The 16,299-nt window shown below is 70.1% G+C and carries 14 protein-coding genes; 11 read left to right on the top strand and 3 right to left on the bottom strand.

What is annotated here, in order from left to right; all coding sequences use genetic code 11:
* The first annotated feature begins 116 nt into the window (after positions 1 to 116).
* The 4 genes from AB0N03_RS32480 to AB0N03_RS32465 all read left to right on the top strand — a co-directional run bounded on the left by AB0N03_RS32480 (position 117) and on the right by AB0N03_RS32465 (position 3,589).
* Positions 117 to 1,154 (top strand): iron chelate uptake ABC transporter family permease subunit, encoded by a 1,038-nt coding sequence (locus AB0N03_RS32480; RefSeq protein WP_364379550.1) that lies wholly within the window; start codon positions 117 to 119, stop codon positions 1,152 to 1,154.
* A 1-nt stretch (position 1,155) separates the two neighbouring features.
* Positions 1,156 to 2,208: an iron chelate uptake ABC transporter family permease subunit gene (locus AB0N03_RS32475; protein ID WP_364379547.1), complete on the top strand. Its 1,053-nt coding sequence runs from the start codon at positions 1,156 to 1,158 to the stop codon at positions 2,206 to 2,208.
* A 5-nt stretch (positions 2,209 to 2,213) separates the two neighbouring features.
* Entirely contained in the window at positions 2,214 to 3,017 is an 804-nt protein-coding gene (locus tag AB0N03_RS32470; RefSeq protein ID WP_364379545.1) for an ABC transporter ATP-binding protein, read from the top strand.
* Positions 3,018 to 3,103: 86 nt separating this feature from the next.
* On the top strand, positions 3,104 to 3,589 hold the full coding sequence (locus AB0N03_RS32465) for a DinB family protein (protein ID WP_364379543.1): 486 nt from the start codon (positions 3,104 to 3,106) through the stop codon (positions 3,587 to 3,589).
* On the opposite strand, the gene AB0N03_RS32460 is transcribed toward AB0N03_RS32465, so the two are convergent.
* The gene (locus tag AB0N03_RS32460) at positions 3,576 to 4,886 is read right to left on the bottom strand and encodes a lysine N(6)-hydroxylase/L-ornithine N(5)-oxygenase family protein (protein WP_364379540.1); all 1,311 of its coding nucleotides are present in this window, start codon (positions 4,884 to 4,886) and stop codon (positions 3,576 to 3,578) included. The two genes, AB0N03_RS32465 and AB0N03_RS32460, sit on opposite strands and share 14 nt — an antisense overlap.
* Before the next feature lie 115 nt (positions 4,887 to 5,001).
* Between AB0N03_RS32460 and AB0N03_RS32455 the strand changes: the two genes are divergently transcribed.
* The gene (locus AB0N03_RS32455; RefSeq protein WP_364379537.1) at positions 5,002 to 5,946 is read left to right on the top strand and encodes a methionyl-tRNA formyltransferase; all 945 of its coding nucleotides are present in this window, start codon (positions 5,002 to 5,004) and stop codon (positions 5,944 to 5,946) included.
* Between the two features lie 4 nt (positions 5,947 to 5,950).
* Here AB0N03_RS32455 and AB0N03_RS32450 read toward each other — a convergent pair whose 3' ends face one another.
* A complete protein-coding gene (locus AB0N03_RS32450; RefSeq protein WP_364379534.1) occupies positions 5,951 to 6,871 on the bottom strand; it encodes a hypothetical protein in 921 nt (306 codons plus the stop codon).
* Positions 6,872 to 7,177: 306 nt separating this feature from the next.
* On the opposite strand from AB0N03_RS32450, the gene AB0N03_RS32445 reads away from it, so the two are divergent.
* The 4 genes from AB0N03_RS32445 to AB0N03_RS32430 all read left to right on the top strand — a co-directional run bounded on the left by AB0N03_RS32445 (position 7,178) and on the right by AB0N03_RS32430 (position 12,420).
* Positions 7,178 to 9,265 (top strand): alpha-galactosidase, encoded by a 2,088-nt coding sequence (locus AB0N03_RS32445; RefSeq protein ID WP_364379531.1) that lies wholly within the window; start codon positions 7,178 to 7,180, stop codon positions 9,263 to 9,265.
* 112 nt (positions 9,266 to 9,377) lie between these two features.
* Positions 9,378 to 10,649, top strand: a complete 1,272-nt coding sequence (locus AB0N03_RS32440) for an extracellular solute-binding protein (RefSeq protein ID WP_364379528.1) — start codon at positions 9,378 to 9,380, stop codon at positions 10,647 to 10,649.
* The gene (locus AB0N03_RS32435; protein WP_364379526.1) at positions 10,631 to 11,602 is read left to right on the top strand and encodes a sugar ABC transporter permease; all 972 of its coding nucleotides are present in this window, start codon (positions 10,631 to 10,633) and stop codon (positions 11,600 to 11,602) included. The genes AB0N03_RS32440 and AB0N03_RS32435 overlap by 19 nt, the downstream gene beginning before the upstream one ends.
* Positions 11,599 to 12,420, top strand: coding sequence for a carbohydrate ABC transporter permease (locus AB0N03_RS32430; protein WP_364379523.1), 822 nt, complete (start codon positions 11,599 to 11,601; stop codon positions 12,418 to 12,420). Before AB0N03_RS32435 ends, AB0N03_RS32430 begins: the two co-directional genes overlap by 4 nt.
* Positions 12,421 to 12,791: 371 nt before the next feature.
* Here the strand turns inward: AB0N03_RS32430 and AB0N03_RS32425 are convergent, their stop codons facing one another.
* Positions 12,792 to 14,429, bottom strand: a complete 1,638-nt coding sequence (locus AB0N03_RS32425; RefSeq protein ID WP_364379520.1) for an ABC-F family ATP-binding cassette domain-containing protein — start codon at positions 14,427 to 14,429, stop codon at positions 12,792 to 12,794.
* A gap of 224 nt (positions 14,430 to 14,653) precedes the next feature.
* Between AB0N03_RS32425 and AB0N03_RS32420 the strand changes: the two genes are divergently transcribed.
* Positions 14,654 to 15,484 carry a PaaX family transcriptional regulator C-terminal domain-containing protein gene (locus AB0N03_RS32420; RefSeq protein WP_364379746.1) on the top strand — a complete coding sequence of 277 codons (831 nt, stop codon included), beginning with the start codon at positions 14,654 to 14,656 and terminating at the stop codon, positions 15,482 to 15,484.
* A 2-nt stretch (positions 15,485 to 15,486) separates the two neighbouring features.
* Positions 15,487 to 16,266 carry an enoyl-CoA hydratase/isomerase family protein gene (locus AB0N03_RS32415; protein WP_364379517.1) on the top strand — a complete coding sequence of 260 codons (780 nt, stop codon included), beginning with the start codon at positions 15,487 to 15,489 and terminating at the stop codon, positions 16,264 to 16,266.
* Positions 16,267 to 16,299: the final 33 nt, after the last annotated feature.

Raw genomic sequence — 16,299 nt, 5'->3', positions numbered from 1 at the left:
GCTCACGGCGCCCCGATCGGAGCGCGAACTTAGGTGACCCTAACAAACAGATGGTGAGGATGCACTCCTGTACCATCGGTTAGCCTTACCTAAAAGCAGTACCAGTCGGAGGTGCGGTGCGAACAGACCCCGGAGGGATCGCTCTCACGCGACGCCCGCCACACACGGGCCGCGCCCTCGGCCTCCTGGCCGCCCTCGGTGTCCTCGTCCTCCTGTGCCTGCTGAGCGTCTGGCTGGGGTCCAAGGAGATCTCGTTCGGTGCCGTCTGGCAGGTGCTGTGGCACAACGACGGCTCCGCCGACGCCGTGATCATCCACAGTGTCCGGATGCCGCGGACACTGCTCGCGGTCCTCGTCGGCGCCGGCCTCGGGCTCGCCGGCACGGTGATGCAGGCGCTGACCCGGAACCCGCTGGCCGACCCGGGCCTGCTCGGCGTCAGCGCCGGGGCCGCGTTCGCGATCGTCTTCTCGATCACCGTGCTGGGGATCAGCTCGCTCTACGGCTACGTCTGGTTCGCCTTCGCCGGCGCGCTCCTGGCCACCGCCGTCGTCTACTACCTCGGCACGCGCGGGCGGGCGGGGTCGAGCCCGGTCAAGCTCGCGCTCGCCGGCGCCGCCGTCACGGCGCTGCTCTCCTCGTTCACCAGTGCGATGGTGCTCTCGGACCCGGTGGCGCTCAACCGCTACCGCTTCTGGTCGGCCGGCTCGCTGTCCGGCGTCGACGCGAACGCGTTGCTGCAGGTCCTGCCGTTCCTCGTGATCGGAGTGGTGCTGGCGATCGCGAGCGGCCCGGCGTTGAACAGCCTCGCCCTCGGCGACGACGTCGCGATCGCGCTCGGCCGGAAGCTCGGCCCGCTGCGGCTGCGCGGCGCGCTGGCGATCACCCTGCTGACCGGCGCGGCCGTCGCCGTCGCCGGGCCGATCGTGTTCCTCGGCCTGATCGTCCCGCACGCGGTGCGGTTCGTGCTCGGCCCGGACCACCGCTGGCTGCTGCCCTACACCGCCGTGCTCGCGCCGTGCCTGCTACTGGCCGCCGACATCCTCGGGCGGATCATGGCGCGGCCGAGCGAGATCCGCGCCGGCGTGATCGTCGCGTTCCTCGGCGCGCCGTTCTTCATCTACCTGGTCCGCCGCCGCAAGCTCGTGGAGTCCTGAGATGAGCCTGCTACAGATCCGAACCGACCGGGTCACCTTCCGCGCCGGCGCGGTGTCCGGCCGCGTCCGGCCCCGGCTGCTGCTCGTGTCGGTGATCCTCGCGGTGCTCGCGTTCGTCCTGTTCTGCGTGGGCATGACGATCGGCGACGTCCCGATGACCGTCTCCGACGTGCTGTCCGGCCTCTTCGGCAGCAGCGACAGCGGGAACGGCTACATCGTGCAGGAACTGCGGCTGCCCCGGGCGCTGACCGGGCTGCTGGCCGGGCTCGCGTTCGGCGCGTCCGGCGCGGTGTTCCAGACGATCACCCGCAACCCGCTGGCCGGCCCGGACATGATCGGCATCAACGCGGGCGCGGCGACGGCCGTGGTCGCCGGGATCGCGTTCGGCTTCGGCGGCGGGCTCGGCACCACGACGCTCGGCCTCCTCGGCGGCCTGGTCACCGCGCTGCTCGTCTACGCGCTGGCGTGGCGGCGCGGCACCACCGGGTACCGGATCCTGCTGGTGGGCATCGGGATCTTCGCGATGTGCACCAGCCTCACCGACTACCTGCTGAGCAAGGCGCAGATCACCGAGGCGCAGGCGGCGATCGGCTGGCTGGTCGGCAACCTCGCCAACCGCGGCTGGGAGCACGTCGTCCCGCTGTTCTTCGCACTGGTCGTGCTGTTCCCGTTGGTGCTGGCGCTGTCCCGGTGGATGCAGACGCTGCTGCTCGGCGACGACGTGGCCGCCGGGCTCGGCACACCGGTGCAGCCGGTCCGGCTCGGCCTGCTGCTGGCCGGCGCCGGCCTGGTCGCGTTCGCGACGGCGTCGGCGGGCCCGATCTCGTTCGTCGCGCTGACCGCACCGCAGATCGCGCAGCGGCTCGCCCGGCTCTCGTCGCCGCCGATCACGGCGTCCGCGCTCACCGGCGCGGTCGTGGTGCTGGGCAGCGACATCATCGCGCGCTCGCTGACGGCGTCGGCGCTCCCGGTCGGCATCGTGACCGGCGTGCTCGGCGCTCCCCTGCTGCTTTGGCTGCTGGCCAGGGCCAACCGATCCGGCTCCGGAGGCTGACCCCCATGACACCGTCCCTGCGCGTGCAGGACCTCCGCGTCGCCTACGACGACCGGGTCGTCATCGACGGCCTCGACCTCGACATCCCCCCGGAGCAGATCACCGCGATCGTCGGGCCGAACGCGTGCGGGAAGTCGACGCTGCTGCGCACGCTCGCCCGGCTGCTCACGCCGAAGTCGGGCGGGGTGTACCTCGACGGCCACTCGATCCACGACCTGCCGACCCGCCAGGTCGCCCAGCGCCTCGGGATCCTGCCGCAGTCCCCGGTGGCACCCGAGGGCATGACGGTGGCGGACCTCGTCGGCCGCGGCCGCGCCCCGCACCAGAGCTGGTGGCGGCAGTGGTCCACATCGGACGAAGGTGCGGTCCGGGCGGCGCTGGAGGCGACGTCGATGACCGATCTCGCGGACCGCCCGGTGGACGAGCTTTCCGGCGGTCAGCGCCAGCGCGCGTGGATCGCGATGGCGGTCGCGCAGGACACGCCGGTGCTGCTGCTGGACGAGCCCACGACGTACCTCGACCTGGCGCACCAGATCGACGTGCTCGACCTGGTGGTCGACCTCAACCGCGGCGACGGCCGGACAGTGGTCATGGTGCTGCACGACCTGCCGCAGGCGTGCCGCTACGCCGACCACGTGATCGCGATGAAGTCCGGGCGGGTCGTGGCGTCGGGCAAGCCGGTCGAGGTGATCACGGAGGACCTCGTCGACGAGGTCTTCGACGTCCGCTGCCAGGTGACGCCGGATCCGGTCAGCGGCACGCCGATGGTGATCCCGATCAGCCGCCACCACCCGGCACCGGTGAACTAGCGCTATCCTGGGGTCGGCCGCCTCGGCTCAGGACCGTGTTCCCCGAGGCTCTTCGGCCGCTCTCCCACTCCAGAAAGCCGACTGCCATGTTCGTGCTGCCCGAAATCACCACCGGACCCGAGCGTCTCCTGCTGGAGGCGATGATGGACCGCAACCGCCGCGCGGTCGCCGACACCGCGCGCGGCCTGTCCGACGCCGACGTCCGGCGGCGCCTGGTCGCGTCCCTGACCACGCCGATCGGCCTCGTCAAGCACGCCGCGATGGCCGAACGCCGCTGGTTCCAGTGCCTCCTGCTCGGCCTCGACGAGTCCGAGTGCGACGGCCCCACGACCCCGGGTGACGCCAGTTTCGTCGTCACCGAAAGCGAAACGCCGGCCGACGTGATCGCCGAGTTCGAGCGGGCGAGCGCGCGCTCACGCGAGATCGCGGCCCGCTTCGAACTCGACGACACCTGGACGCACGACGTCCTCGGCGAGGTCAACCTCCGGTTCGTCTACCTGCTCCTGATCGAGGACTTCGCCCGCCACGCGGGGCACGGCGACATCCTCCGGGAGCAGCTCACCGCGCGCTGACCGCGTACTCCCCCTCGGGCGCCCCCACCACGCGCCGGTCCACAATGGACTGCAGGATCTCCCCCACCCGCACCGCGGTGTTCGACAGCAGCGACGACGTGATGCCGTGCGTGTGCTCGGTGCCGCCCTGCAGGTAGATCCCGCCCCGCAGCGGCGAATCCGTCGCGAGCCGGTAGTCCCGCGAAATCCGCAGCCGGCCCGACTCGTCGCGCAAGCAGCGCGCGCCCAGCTCGCCCAGCAGCGGCGTCGGGTCCGCGGGCCGGTAGCCCGTCGCGTACACGACCGCGTCGGCCTCCAGTACCGTCTGCGAGCCCGTCGTCAGCGATTCGATGGTCACCGTTCCCGCGTCGGTCACCTCAACCGGGCGGGAGACGTTGAACAGGCGCAACCTTTCGACCCCGAGCACCTTCTCGCGGTAGACGCGGCGGTACAGCTCGTCGATCAGGTCGATGTCGACGGCCGAGTAGTTCGTCGCGCCGTGGTAGCGCATCAGACGGTCCTTGACCGGCTCACCCGCGCGGTAGAACTGGTCGACGGCGTCGGGGTCGAAGATCCGGTTCGCGAACGAGCTGTCGTCGGCCGGGCTGTAGCCGTAGCGCGCGAACACCGCGCACACCTCGGCGCGCGGGAACTCGTCGTGCAGCAGCGCCGCGACCTCGGCCGCGCTCTGCCCGGCGCCGACCACGACGAACCGCTCCGGATCGGTGGCGCGCAAGGCGTCCACGCGGAACAGCAGCTCGCTGTTGTGCCAGATCCGCTCGCCGGCGGTGACGCCTTCGGGCAGCCGGGGCCGCAAGCCCGTGCCCACCACCAGGTTCCGGGCGCGCAGCGACGAGCCGTCCGAAGCCTCGACGTCGAAGTAGGCGACTTCCGAACCGTCGTACACCGGCTTCACCGCGACGACCTCGGTGCCGTAGGAGACGACGTCGTCGACCTTCGCGGCCGCCCACTCGAAGTAGTCGTGGAACTCGACGCGCAGCGGGAACAGGTTCTTGTGGTTGATGAAGTCGACCAGCCTGCCCACCGAATGGAGGTAGTTGAGGAAGCTGAACTCGCTGCTCGGGTTCCGCATGGTGACCAGGTCCTTGAGGAACGACACCTGCATGGTCGCGGTGTCGATCAGCATCCCGCGGTGCCAGCCGAAGCGCGGCTGCCGCTCGAGGAAGTGCGCGGTCACCGGCTCCCCCGGGCCGGTGTTGTGCTCGGCGAGAGCGATGGCGAGGGCCAGGTTCGACGGGCCGAAGCCCACCCCGACGACGTCGTAGATCGGGATCTGTTCGCCGGCCTCTGCAGTCATGGTGCTCCCTTGCGCGCTCCGGTACGGTTCAGGGAACCCTAACCTAACTTAGGCGAGCCTCGCCTAGTACGTTCGTGGTGATGTTCGTCCCCCGATCACGAAAGGGCACTCTCGAATGCGCGTGGCGATGTTCGGCTACCAGACCTGGGGGCACCGGACCCTCCAGGCGCTCATCGACGCCGGTCACGAGGTCGCCCTTGTGGTCACGCACCCGAAGAGCGACCACGCCTACGAGCGGATCTGGGCCGACTCGGTCGCCGACCTCGCCGAAGCCCACGACATCCGCGTACTGCTGCGCAACCGCCCTGACGACGCCGAGCTGCTCGCCGAGCTGAAGGCGGCGGACCTCGACCTGATCGTGGCGAACAACTGGCGCACGTGGCTGCCGCCGGAGATCTTCGAGCTGCCGCGCCACGGCACCCTGAACATCCACGACTCGCTCCTGCCGTCCTACGCGGGCTTCTCGCCGCTGATCTGGGCGATGATCAACGGCGAGCCGGAGGTCGGCGTCACCGCCCACATGATGGACGGCGAGCTCGACGCGGGGGACATCGTCCTGCAGCGGGCAATCGCGGTCGGGCCCGCGGACACGACGACCGACCTGTTCCACCGCACGGTGGACCTGATCGCGCCGATCACCGCCGAGGCGATCGCGAAGATCGAGACGGGCTACACGCCGGTGCCGCAGGACCGCGCCAAGGCGAGCTTCTTCCACAAGCGCGCGGCGCGCGACAGCCTGATCGACTGGACGTCGCCGCCGGAGGACATCGAGCGCTTCGTGCGCGCGCTGTCCGACCCGTACCCGAACGCGTACACCCACCACCGCGGCCACGAACTGCGGATCACGAAGGCGTCGGTGTCGACGGGCCATTACGGCGGCACGCCGGGCCGGATCTTCATCCGGGAGGGCGACGGCGTGGTGATCGTCGCCGGGCCGGACGCCCGACGCGGTCGGTCGCCGGGGCTCGTGGTGGAGCGGGTCCGCACCGCGGACGGCACGGACCTGCCCGCGGCCGAGTACTTCAAGACCATGGGCGGGTACCTGACCGACCGCCCCTGACCCCTCAGCCGTCCTTGCCCCGCGCCGGTTCGGCGACGTTCTGCTCCACGGCGCCGGGCAAGGTACGGACGATCGTGTCCTGTGCCCGCCGTTCGCTGAACCCGGCGAGGAAAGCGAGACCGGCGAAGAACAACGTGACCTGTTCCGGCGAATCCGGAACGGCGAGCGGGAGCAGCCCGGCCCGGACGAGCACCAGCATCGCCGCCCCGAAAACCGCGCCGATGACGAGCCGGAAACACCCGGAAAAAATGATCACGAGCCGGCCCTGGTCGAGACTCACGCGCACTCTTTCCCGGTTCGCCGTGCGCGTCATGACACTGAGCACCGCCCCGATGGCACCGCACACCACGCAGATGAGCAACTGCCAGCGGAGCTCACCCGGCAACGGCAGGAAATAGACGGCGATGGCGACGGCGGCGGCCGCGAACACCCCGACGGCGAGACCGCCGAGGTACCGGACGAGCGCCCGGTCGAGCGCCGCCTCGCGAGCGTTCTGCTCGATTTGGCGAATCTCCTTGCGGGCCGAAAGGACCGCGGCGGCCACTCGCGCGCTCTTCTGCCCGGAATCCACCATCGCGTCCAGCAGACCCAGGAGCGCGACGGCCGCGGTGTAGAGGCCGCGCACCAGGATTTCCTGCGACTGACCGCCGAGCAGCACCGAGTACTTCCGTTCCACCCGGCGGACCGACCGGAACACGTCGTCGACGTCCGAAGTGCCCTCGACCGGGTCGTAGTAAAGCCGCAACTTGTAGACGACTTCGCCGTCCGTCCCGGCCTGATCTTCGGCGACGAGCAGAAGAGCCGCCTCGAAATGGAGAGCGCAATACTCCTCGACGATCTTTCCCTGGCCGGCTTCGTACAGCGCCCGCAACTCCGCGAACCGCGGACGCCCGTTTTTCCGGTAGGCCTCGATCAGGTCGTGCAAGGACGGACACGTGACCCGGGTTCCGGGCTCCGGTTCCGCCAGTACTCCTATTTTCCTGCTGCTGACCACCACGGCGATCTCCCCTCGTCGACGACTGAGGCGTCGCCGCCACGTCGCCACCCCTCAAATCCCTCCGATATCACCCATTGTTACGGCAGCCACCCGGAGGCACCAATGTCATTGATTCAAGGCCACTCGAACGGCCGCAGAAAATAACGCGTCGGCTGCGTCGGCGTCACAGTCGGGCCGTGCCCGGTGACCGGGGCATTCCTTGGCCGCGGGCCGCGGCCGCGCCAGGATGGCCCCATGGCCGAGATCAGCTTCCTCGAAGACCACCGCACCTGGGTGCTCACCGGCGCATCGAGCACCTACGCCCTGCGGCTCGACGAGAACGACGTCCCGGCCCACGTCTACTGGGGCCCGAAGCTGCCGGCCGAAGACATTCCGGACCTCATCGGGAAAACCCTCCCCTGGTGGGACGGCTTCAACGACCCCGGCGAAGGTCTCGACGAACTCGCCGCCGACGGCGGGACCAAGTACTGGACCCCCGCCCTGCAAATCCGCTTCGCCGACGGCACCCGCGCCCTCGAATGGCGCTACCGCACCCACGAGATCGACCACGACCACCTGAAGATCCACTTCGCCGACCGCCACTACCCCCTCCGGATCACCCTCCACTACCGCCGGCGCACCGACGTCCTCGAGCGGTGGCTCGAACTGGCCGCCGACACCGACGTCGACGTCATCCGGGCCGACTCCGCCACCTGGGCGCTGCCCGTGCTGGATGACTACCGGCTCAGCCACGTCACCGGCCGCTGGGCCGCTGAGACGCAACTCCACCGGACGACCGCGCCCCACGGTGAGACGACCTTCGCGAGCCGGCGCGGGATCACCGGGCACCACGCCAACCCGTGGGTCATGGTCGACGACGGCACGGCGACCGAGCGCCACGGCGAGGTCTACGGCGTCGCCCTCGCCTGGAGCGGGTCCTGGCGCCTCACCGTCACCCGCTCCTCCACCGGGCGGCTGACCGTCAGCGGCGGCTTCGGCCAGGACGGCGTCGTGCACCGCGTCGGGCCCGGCCGGCCGCTGATAACGCCCGTGCTGGCAGGCCTCTACACCGACGGCGGGTTCGGTGCCGCCAGCCGCGCGTGGCACGACTACATCCGCACTCACGTCCTCGTACATCCGCGAGAACTGCGCCCGGTGCTCTACAACTCTTGGGAGGCAACGGGATTCGACGTCTCCGCAGAACAACAACGCACCCTCGCCGAGCGCGCCGCCGCGCTCGGGGTCGAGCTGTTCGTGATGGACGACGGCTGGTTCGGCGCCCGCACCGGTGACCACGCCGGGCTCGGCGACTGGCACGTCAACCGCGACCGCTTCCCCGACGGCCTCGAGCCCCTGGTCGCCGCCGTGCACGGGCTCGGCATGAAGTTCGGCATCTGGGTCGAACCCGAGATGGTCAACCCCGACAGCGACCTCTACCGCGCCCACCCGGGCTGGGTCCTGCACCACCCGCACCGGCGCCGGTCGCAGCTGCGCAACCAGCTCGTCCTCAACTTCGCCCGGCCGGACGTGGGCGAGTGGGCGCACGACTGGCTCGACGCGCTCGTCGGCGACCACGGCGTCGACTTCCTCAAGTGGGACATGAACCGCCCGTTCAGCGAAGCGGGCTGGCCGGGCGACGCGGACCCGGACCGCCTGTGGGTCGAGCACACCCGAGCCGTCTACGCCCTCATGGACCGCCTCCGGACCGATCACCCCGGCCTGCGGATCGAGGCGTGCGGCGGCGGGGGCGGCCGGATCGACCTCGGCGTGCTCGCCCGCGCCGACCAGGTCTGGACGTCGGACAACACCGACGCCCTCGACCGGCTGCGGATCCAGCACGGCTACAGCCAGCTCTACCCGGCCCACACGATGTCGGCCTGGGTCACCGACAACCCGAACTTCGTCACGGGCCGCTCGGTGCCGCCACGGTTCCGGTTCCACGTCGCCATGGCCGGCGTGCTCGGTGTCGGCGGCGACATCGTCCAGTGGCCCGATGACGACCTCGCGCTCGCCCGCGAATCGATCGCGCTCTACAAGGACATCCGGCCCGTGGTCCAGCACGGCGCGCTGTACCGGCTGCGGCCGCCCGTCGACGACGGCGTCGTCGCCGTCCAGTACGTCCACGAGGATCGGGCGGTCGTCTTCGCCTATCGGCAGGCTTCGCACTTCAACGCGCCGGAGCGCCCGCTGCGGCTCGACGGTCTCGATCCCGGTGACCGGTACGTCGATGCGGACTCCGGCACCACGCACAGCGGCGCCGTGCTGCTCGCCCGCGGGCTGCCGCTCGGCCTACCGACCGGCGACTTCGCGAGCGTGGTCATCCGATTGCGCCGAAAGATCTGATCTCTCACCGGATCATCCGGGGATTCGACGGGATTCGACGCTTGACACCGCAACAGAGGTCCGATCAAATGCCTCGTACATCACATATGGTGGGTGGCATGCGGGAGGAATGATGAGGCGGTCCCTGGCACTCGGAGCGGTAGTGCTCCTGGCCGTGAGCGGATGCTCGGTCGGCTCGAACACCGGCGGCAGCGGCGGCGAGGAGATCACCTTCCTCACCTTCGAAACGCCGAACCTCACCCCCGCCTACTGGGACGCCGCCATCAAGCGCGTCACCGACAAGAACCCGGGGATCAAGGTCAAGAAGCTCGTCGCCCCGACGGCCGACGGACGGACGTCGTACGCGAAGCAGCTCCTGCAGTCCGGCCAGTTCCCGGACGTGCTGATCGCCGTCGATTCGGCGGGCTTCGCCGAGGCGGGCAACCTCTACGCCTGGACACCCGACGAGCTCAAGGACTTCCAGTTCCCCGACGCCAACCCGGTGCGGGGCAAGTACTTCCAGCTGCCGGCGAACACCCAGACCATCCCGCCGGTCTACTACAACAAGAAGCTGTTCGCCGACGCGGGCATTGCGTCGACGCCGAAGACCTGGGCCGAGCTGGAAACCGACGCCGGCAAGCTGAAGGATAAGGGCATCGCGCCGTTCACGATCGGCGGCGGCAAGGACGGCTTCCCGTCGTCGATGATCCTTTCCGGACTGGTCAGCACGGAGGTCTACACCACGACCCCCGACTGGCTGACCCAGCGCCGCGACGACAAGGTCAAGTTCACCGACCCCGCGTTCCAGACGGCGTTCTCGAAGCTCGCCGACCTCGCCGCGAAGGGGTACGTGGACAAGACCAGCGTGTCCCGCGACTACGCGGCGACCGAGCAGGCCTTCCTCGACGGCAAGGGCGCGATGTACCCGATGGGCAACTGGTTCGCCGCCAACGCCGACACCAAGAAGCACGACTTCGAGGTCGGTGTCTTCAACTTCCCCACCGAGGACGGCAAGCTCGTCGTCCCGGCCTACACCGGCGGCGGCATGATCGTGAACGCCAAGGCCGCGAACCTCGACGCCGCCAAGAAGTTCGCCCTCGGCTTCCAGCTCGACAAGGACCAGCTCGACGCCTCGGTCAAGGCCGACGGCCTGTTCCCGGCGATCAAGGGCTACACCCCGCCGGCGGACGTCGGCCCGACCTTCAAGGCCGGCTACGACCTCTACACCCAGGCCGTGCAGCAGAACGCCGTCGTGCACGCCTTCCGCTGGGAGACCGCCGACGACGGGCTGCTGCCCGGCATGAAGGACAAGGTCGACCAGGCCGCCCAGGACGTCATCACCGGCCGCAAGTCCGTGGCCGACGCGTGCGCGTTCCTGGACACCGAGTGGGCGAAGGCGGGCTGACGCACTTGTCCGCCGTCGTCAGTCCTCCCGCTCCCCCCGCGGCCCGCCGAGCGCCCGCCCGAGGCCGGCGGCGCAAGCCGATCCTGCCGCGGCTGTGGCACTTCGCGTCGTTCGGCGCGCCGGGCGTGCTCGTCTACCTGTGCTTCGTGATGGCGCCGATCCTGATCAGCTTCGGCTACAGCCTGACGAACTACAACCCGTTCAACCCGCCGGTGAAGTTCGTCGGCTTCGACAACTACCAGCTGCTCTTCACCGACGAGCAGTTCTTGACCGCGTTGAAGGTCACCACGATCTTGACGCTGATCGTGGTGATCGTGCCGAACGTGCTGGGGCTGGGCGTGGCTTTGCTGCTGGACCGGAAAGGCTGGCTCTACAACGCTTTGCGCAGCGTGTTCTTCACTCCGGTGATCCTCAGCTCGGTCGTCGTGTCGATCGTCTGGTCGCGGCTGCTCGACGACCAGGGCCCGGTGAACAACCTGCTGCGGGCGGCCGGGATCGAGCACCCGCCGGGCTGGCTGTCCGATCCGGACGTCGCGCTGTACTCGGTCGCGTCGATCGTGTGCTGGCAGATGCTCGGGTTCTGCGTCGTCGTGTACCTCGCCGGGCTGCAGGGCGTGCCCACCGAACTGCTGGAGGCGGCCGAGATCGACGGCGCCGGGCCGCTGCGGCGGTTCCGCGCCGTGACCTGGCCGCTGCTCGCGCCGTCGCTGACGATCAACACGGTCGTGCTGCTGATCTCGGCGTTCAAGACCTACGACTACGTCAAGGTGATCACCAACGGCGGCCCGGGGTCCGGCGCCACCGCGACCATCGCGTTCGACGTCCTGCAGACCGGCTTCGACTCCAACCACGTCGGCTACGCGTCGGCGATGGCCGTGTCGATGCTGGTGATCGTCGCGGTCGTGACGACCGTCGTGCTCGGGTTCCTGCGCCGCCGGGAGGTGGACCTGTGACCCGGGCCTGGCTGCGGCCCACGGTCGCGCTCGTGGTGGGTGCGGTGTTCTTCGTGCCGCTCTACCTGGTGCTGACCAACGTCATCAAGCACGGTGACCGGATCGCCGCGGAACCGGCGTCGCTCCCCCTGCCACCGACGCTGGCCAACATCCACGCGGTGCTGACCCGCCCGGACGGCCTGTTCTGGGTGAGCCTGACCAACAGCGTCGTCGTCACGGTGCTGTCGATCCTGGTGCTGACGGTGCTGTCGGCGATGCTCGGTCACTACCTCGCGCGCTCGGGCAAGCGGTGGACGAAGGTCCTGACGCTCGTGCTGCTCGCCGGGCTGATGATCCCGCCGCAGGTCATCCTCATCCCGATCACCGACGTCCTGCGGGTCACGCACCTGATGGCGACGCTGCAGGGGCTGATCCTGTTCAACGTCGGGTACTACGTGCCATTCGGCGTGTTCGTGTTCACCGGGTTCATCCGCGGGGTGCCGGTGGAGCTGGAGGAGGCGGCCCGGCTGGACGGCGCGAGCCGCATGCAGGTGTTCTGGCGCGTGGTGTTCCCGCTGCTGCGCCCGGCGACGGCGTCGGTGCTGATCTTCCTCGGCGTGTGGATCTGGAACGACTTCATCGACCCGCTGATCATCCTGGGCCCGAGCCAGGGGACGACGATCACGACCGGCATCTACCGCTCGATCGGGCAGTACCAGGCGGATCTCGGGAGCGTGTTCGCGCTGATGTTCCTGGCCACGCTGCCGGTGCTGATCTTTTACCTGGCGCTGCAGAAGCAGTTCGTGAAGGGCTTGACCGGCGGCGCGACGAAGGGGTGAGCGCCGCTCCCAACCGAGAGCCCCGATCACCTGCGAAAGTAGGCGGCGCTCAGTTTCGAGAGCACTGCTCACGGGCGCTCGGGTGCACTGCTCGGAGTCGAGAGCAGTGCTCACCCCCGGCGGCCGTCAGTGCTCAGTCTCGAGAGCAGTGCTCACGCTGAGCGGCGTCCGCCGCCCAGGGTCGAGAGCGCTGCTCGCGAATACTTGCGCCGGCGTGCTCTCGACCGAGAGCACCGCTCACGTACGGCGGCGTGCACCGTTCAGAGTCGAGAGCACTGCTCGCGGGCACTTCCAGCGCGACGCTCCCAACCGAGAGCACCGCTCACCAACCGACCGAGAGCGCGCTCACCGGCGCCGGCGACCGCCGGCAGTCAAAGCTCGCGGACCTTCCCGCCATCGACCTCGAGCCGGCGGCCGACGTGCACGGCGTCGAGCATCCGCCGATCGTGCGTCACCAGCAGGAGTGTGCCCGGGTACCTGTCCAGCGCCGCCTCGAGCTGCTCGATCGCCGGCAGGTCGAGGTGGTTGGTCGGCTCGTCCAGCACCAGCAGGTTCACCCCGCGGGCCTGCAGCAGGGCCAGCGCGGCGCGCGTCCGTTCGCCCGGCGAGAGCGTCGCGGCGGACCGCAGCACGTGGGCGGCCTTGAGCCCGAACTTGGCCAGCAGCGTCCGCACGTCGGCATCCGGCAGCTCCGGCACCTCCCGCGCGAACGCCTCCGCGAGCGGGACGTCACCGAGGAACAACCGCCGCGCCTGGTCGACCTCGCCGACGACGACGCCGGGCCCGAGCGTCGCGCTGCCTTCGTCCGGGTCGATCCGGCCGAGCATCGCCGCGAGCAGCGTCGACTTGCCCGCGCCGTTCGCGCCGGTGATGGCGACCTTGTCCGCCCAGTCGATCTGCAGGTCGACCGGCCCGAGCGTGAACCCGCCGCGCCGGACGACCGCGCCGCGCAGGGTCGCGACCACCGCGCCCGCCCGCGGGGCCGCGGAGATCTCCATCCGCAGCTCCCACTCCTTGCGCGGCTCCTCGACCACGTCCAGGCGCTCGATCATCCGATCGGTCTGCCGGGCTTTCGACGCCTGCTTCTCGGTGGCTTCGGTGCGGAACTTGCGGGCGGCCTTGTCGTTGTCGGGCTGCTTCCGGCGCGCGTTCTTGACGCCCTTCTCCATCCACGCCCGCTGCATCCGCCCGCGCGCTTCGAGGGAGGACTTCGTGTCGGCGTACTCGTCGTACTCCTCACGCGCGTGCCGGCGCGCGACCTCGCGTTCTTCGAGGTAGGCCTCGTACCCACCGCCGAAGACGTTGACCTGCTGCTGCGCCAGGTCGAGCTCGACGACGCGGTCGACGGTCCGGGCCAGGAACTCGCGGTCGTGGCTGACCAGGACGGTCGCCGCCCGCAGCCCGGACACGAACCGCTCCAGCCGGGCGAGCCCGTCCAGGTCGAGGTCGTTGGTCGGCTCGTCGAGCAGGAAGACGTCGTAGCGGCTCAGCAGCAGCGACGCGAGTCCGGCACGGGCGGCCTGCCCGCCCGACAGCGACGTCATCGGCTGGTCGAGGTCGACGGCGAGCCCCAGGTCGGACGCGACTTCGGCAGCCCGTTCGTCGAGGTCGGCGCCGCCCAGGTCGAGCCACCGGTCCAGGGCCACGGCGTAGCGGTCGTCCGCGCCGGCCTCGCCCGCGGTGAGGGCTTCGGTCGTCGAATCGAGGTCCGCCTGCGCGGCCGACACGCCGGTGCGCCGCGCCAGGAACGCGCGCACCGACTCGCCCTCGCGCCGCTCGGGCTCCTGGGGCAGGTGCCCGACGGTCGCGGTCGGCGGGTTCAGCCGGATCTCGCCGTCGTCGGGTTTCGCGAGCCCGGCCAGCGTCCGCAGGAGCGTCGACTTGCCGGCGCCGTTGACGCCGACCAGGCCGACGACGTCGCCGGGCGCGACCACGAGATCGAGGCCGGAGAAGAGGATGCGGTCACCGTGGCCCGCGGCCAGGTCCTTCGCGACGAGAGTTGCGCTCATGAGGTGGCCAAGTCTACGGCCCCGTGCTGAACTGTCAGATCTTGGTCAAAGGCACCGACGGTGTGTGTCCGGTGGCGCTTTGATCACTCAGTGTGGGTAATCTGTTCGGTTGTCGATACCCCCGCACAGTGAGGTGAAACAGCATGGGCGAATCCGCTCCCCCGGTCACCCTCGGCCGAAGGCCGAAACCGAGGGAAGGCCGCCCATCCGCGCCCCGGCCCACGATGAGCCGGCGCCGCGAGGTCAGCCACGCCAGCGCGCGGTCACTGCTGATGACCGTGCTCGGCGAGTACACGCTGCCTCGTGACACGCCGGTCTGGACGTCGATGCTGGTCGAGGTGCTCGGCATCCTCGACATCGAGGAGAAGTCGGCGCGGCAGGCGCTGGCCCGCTCCGCGGCCGAGGGCTGGATGGTCTCCGAGCGCGTCGGGCGCCGGGTGCGCTGGTCGCTGACGCCGCCGGGCCGCCGGCTCCTGACCGAGGGCGCCGAGCGGATCTACGCGTTCGGCCGCGAAGAGCGCCCCTGGAACGGCCAGTGGCTGATGCTCATCGTTTCCGTGCCGGAGGCGAAGCGCGACCTGCGGCACCGCCTGCGCACGCGGCTGACCTGGGCGGGCTTCGGCTCGCCCGTGGCCGGCGTGTGGGTCAGCCCGGACCTGAGCCGCCAGCGGGAGGCCCAGCAGATCGTCGACGAGCTCGGCCTGGACGCCCAGGCGATGTCCTTCACCGCCACCTACGGCGAGGTCGGCGAGCAGGAGACCATGGTCGCCCGGTCCTGGGACCTCACCGAGCTGAAGGACCGCTACGAGGACTTCATCGACCGGTTCACCGGGCTGCACCCGACCGGCGGCCGGGCGGTGCTGCGGGCGCAGACCGAGCTGGTGCACGAGTGGCGGCGGTTCCCGTTCCTCGACCCGCAGCTGCCCGCCGAGCTCCTGCCGGCGAAGTGGAGCGGGACGAAAGCGGCGGAACTGTTCCATCACAAACACGTCGACTGGCGCCCGGAGGCCCAGCAGTATTGGGACGACATCGTCGCCGCCGAAGAAGCAGGGTGAACATGACCGACCAGGCCCGCCTCGACCGTGACGGCGGGCTCGCCGTCTTGACGATCGACGCTCCGCCGTTGAACCTCTACACGGCTTCCCTGCAATCGGACCTGTCCGACGCCATCGGCGCGCTGGAATCATCGCCCGCGCGAGCGCTGCTGATCCGCGCCGAGGGCAAGGTCGTCAGCGGCGGCGTGGACGTCTCGCTGTTCGACGCGCAGGGCTCGCCCGCCGAGGCGAAGGTGCTCTTCGACGAGATGCTCGCGGTGCCGGACCGGATCGCGGCGCTGCCGTTCCCGACCGTGTTCGCCGCCCACGGCTTGTGCCTGACCTGGGCGTTCGAGGTGGCGGTGGCGTGCGACATCGTCCTCGCCGCCTCCCGCGCGAAGTTCGGGCTGGTCGAGAAGGTCGTCGGGCTGACGCCGACCATGGGCGGCACCCAGCGGCTCGCGGCCCGCGCCGGCGTGGGTCGCGCCAAGGAGTTCGTGATGACCGGCGACACCTACGACGCCGCGACCCTGGAGCGTTGGAACGTCGTCAACCGCGTCCTGGCCGACGACGGCTTCGACGACGCGGCGCGGTCCTTCGCTTCGCGGCTGGCCGAGGGCCCGACGCGCGCTCACGCGGCGACCAAGCAGGTCCTCGACCACTTCTCCGCCGGCGGCGTCCCGGAGGCGAACGCGCACATCACTTCGATCGCCGCGGCGCTCTTCGAGACCGAGGACCTCCGCAACGCCGTGAAGTCGTTCCTCGCCGACGGGCCCGGGAAAGCGACCTTCTCCGGCCGTTAACAGTCCGTTCGGACAACGGTTGCCGCCGTTCGG

Source organism: Amycolatopsis sp. NPDC051061, from assembly GCF_040682935.1.
Classification (GTDB): Bacteria; Actinomycetota; Actinomycetes; order Mycobacteriales; family Pseudonocardiaceae; genus Amycolatopsis.
The sequence above is the reverse complement of the archived record's forward strand: the minus strand, read 5'-3'. Positions and strand labels throughout refer to the sequence as shown.

Excerpts from the sequence above, each read along its gene's own strand:
- AB0N03_RS32460 (WP_364379540.1), bottom strand. The coding sequence starts at position 4,886 with ATGACTGCAGAGGCCGGCGAACAGATCCCGATCTACGACGTCGTCGGG.
- AB0N03_RS32415 (WP_364379517.1), top strand. The coding sequence starts at position 15,487 with ATGACCGACCAGGCCCGCCTCGACCGTGACGGCGGGCTCGCCGTCTTG.
- AB0N03_RS32475 (WP_364379547.1), top strand. The coding sequence starts at position 1,156 with ATGAGCCTGCTACAGATCCGAACCGACCGGGTCACCTTCCGCGCCGGC.
- AB0N03_RS32455 (WP_364379537.1), top strand. The coding sequence starts at position 5,002 with ATGCGCGTGGCGATGTTCGGCTACCAGACCTGGGGGCACCGGACCCTC.
- AB0N03_RS32425 (WP_364379520.1), bottom strand. The coding sequence starts at position 14,429 with ATGAGCGCAACTCTCGTCGCGAAGGACCTGGCCGCGGGCCACGGTGAC.
- AB0N03_RS32420 (WP_364379746.1), top strand. The coding sequence starts at position 14,654 with ATGAGCCGGCGCCGCGAGGTCAGCCACGCCAGCGCGCGGTCACTGCTG.
- AB0N03_RS32470 (WP_364379545.1), top strand. The coding sequence starts at position 2,214 with ATGACACCGTCCCTGCGCGTGCAGGACCTCCGCGTCGCCTACGACGAC.
- AB0N03_RS32465 (WP_364379543.1), top strand. The coding sequence starts at position 3,104 with ATGTTCGTGCTGCCCGAAATCACCACCGGACCCGAGCGTCTCCTGCTG.
- AB0N03_RS32440 (WP_364379528.1), top strand. The coding sequence starts at position 9,378 with ATGAGGCGGTCCCTGGCACTCGGAGCGGTAGTGCTCCTGGCCGTGAGC.
- AB0N03_RS32445 (WP_364379531.1), top strand. The coding sequence starts at position 7,178 with ATGGCCGAGATCAGCTTCCTCGAAGACCACCGCACCTGGGTGCTCACC.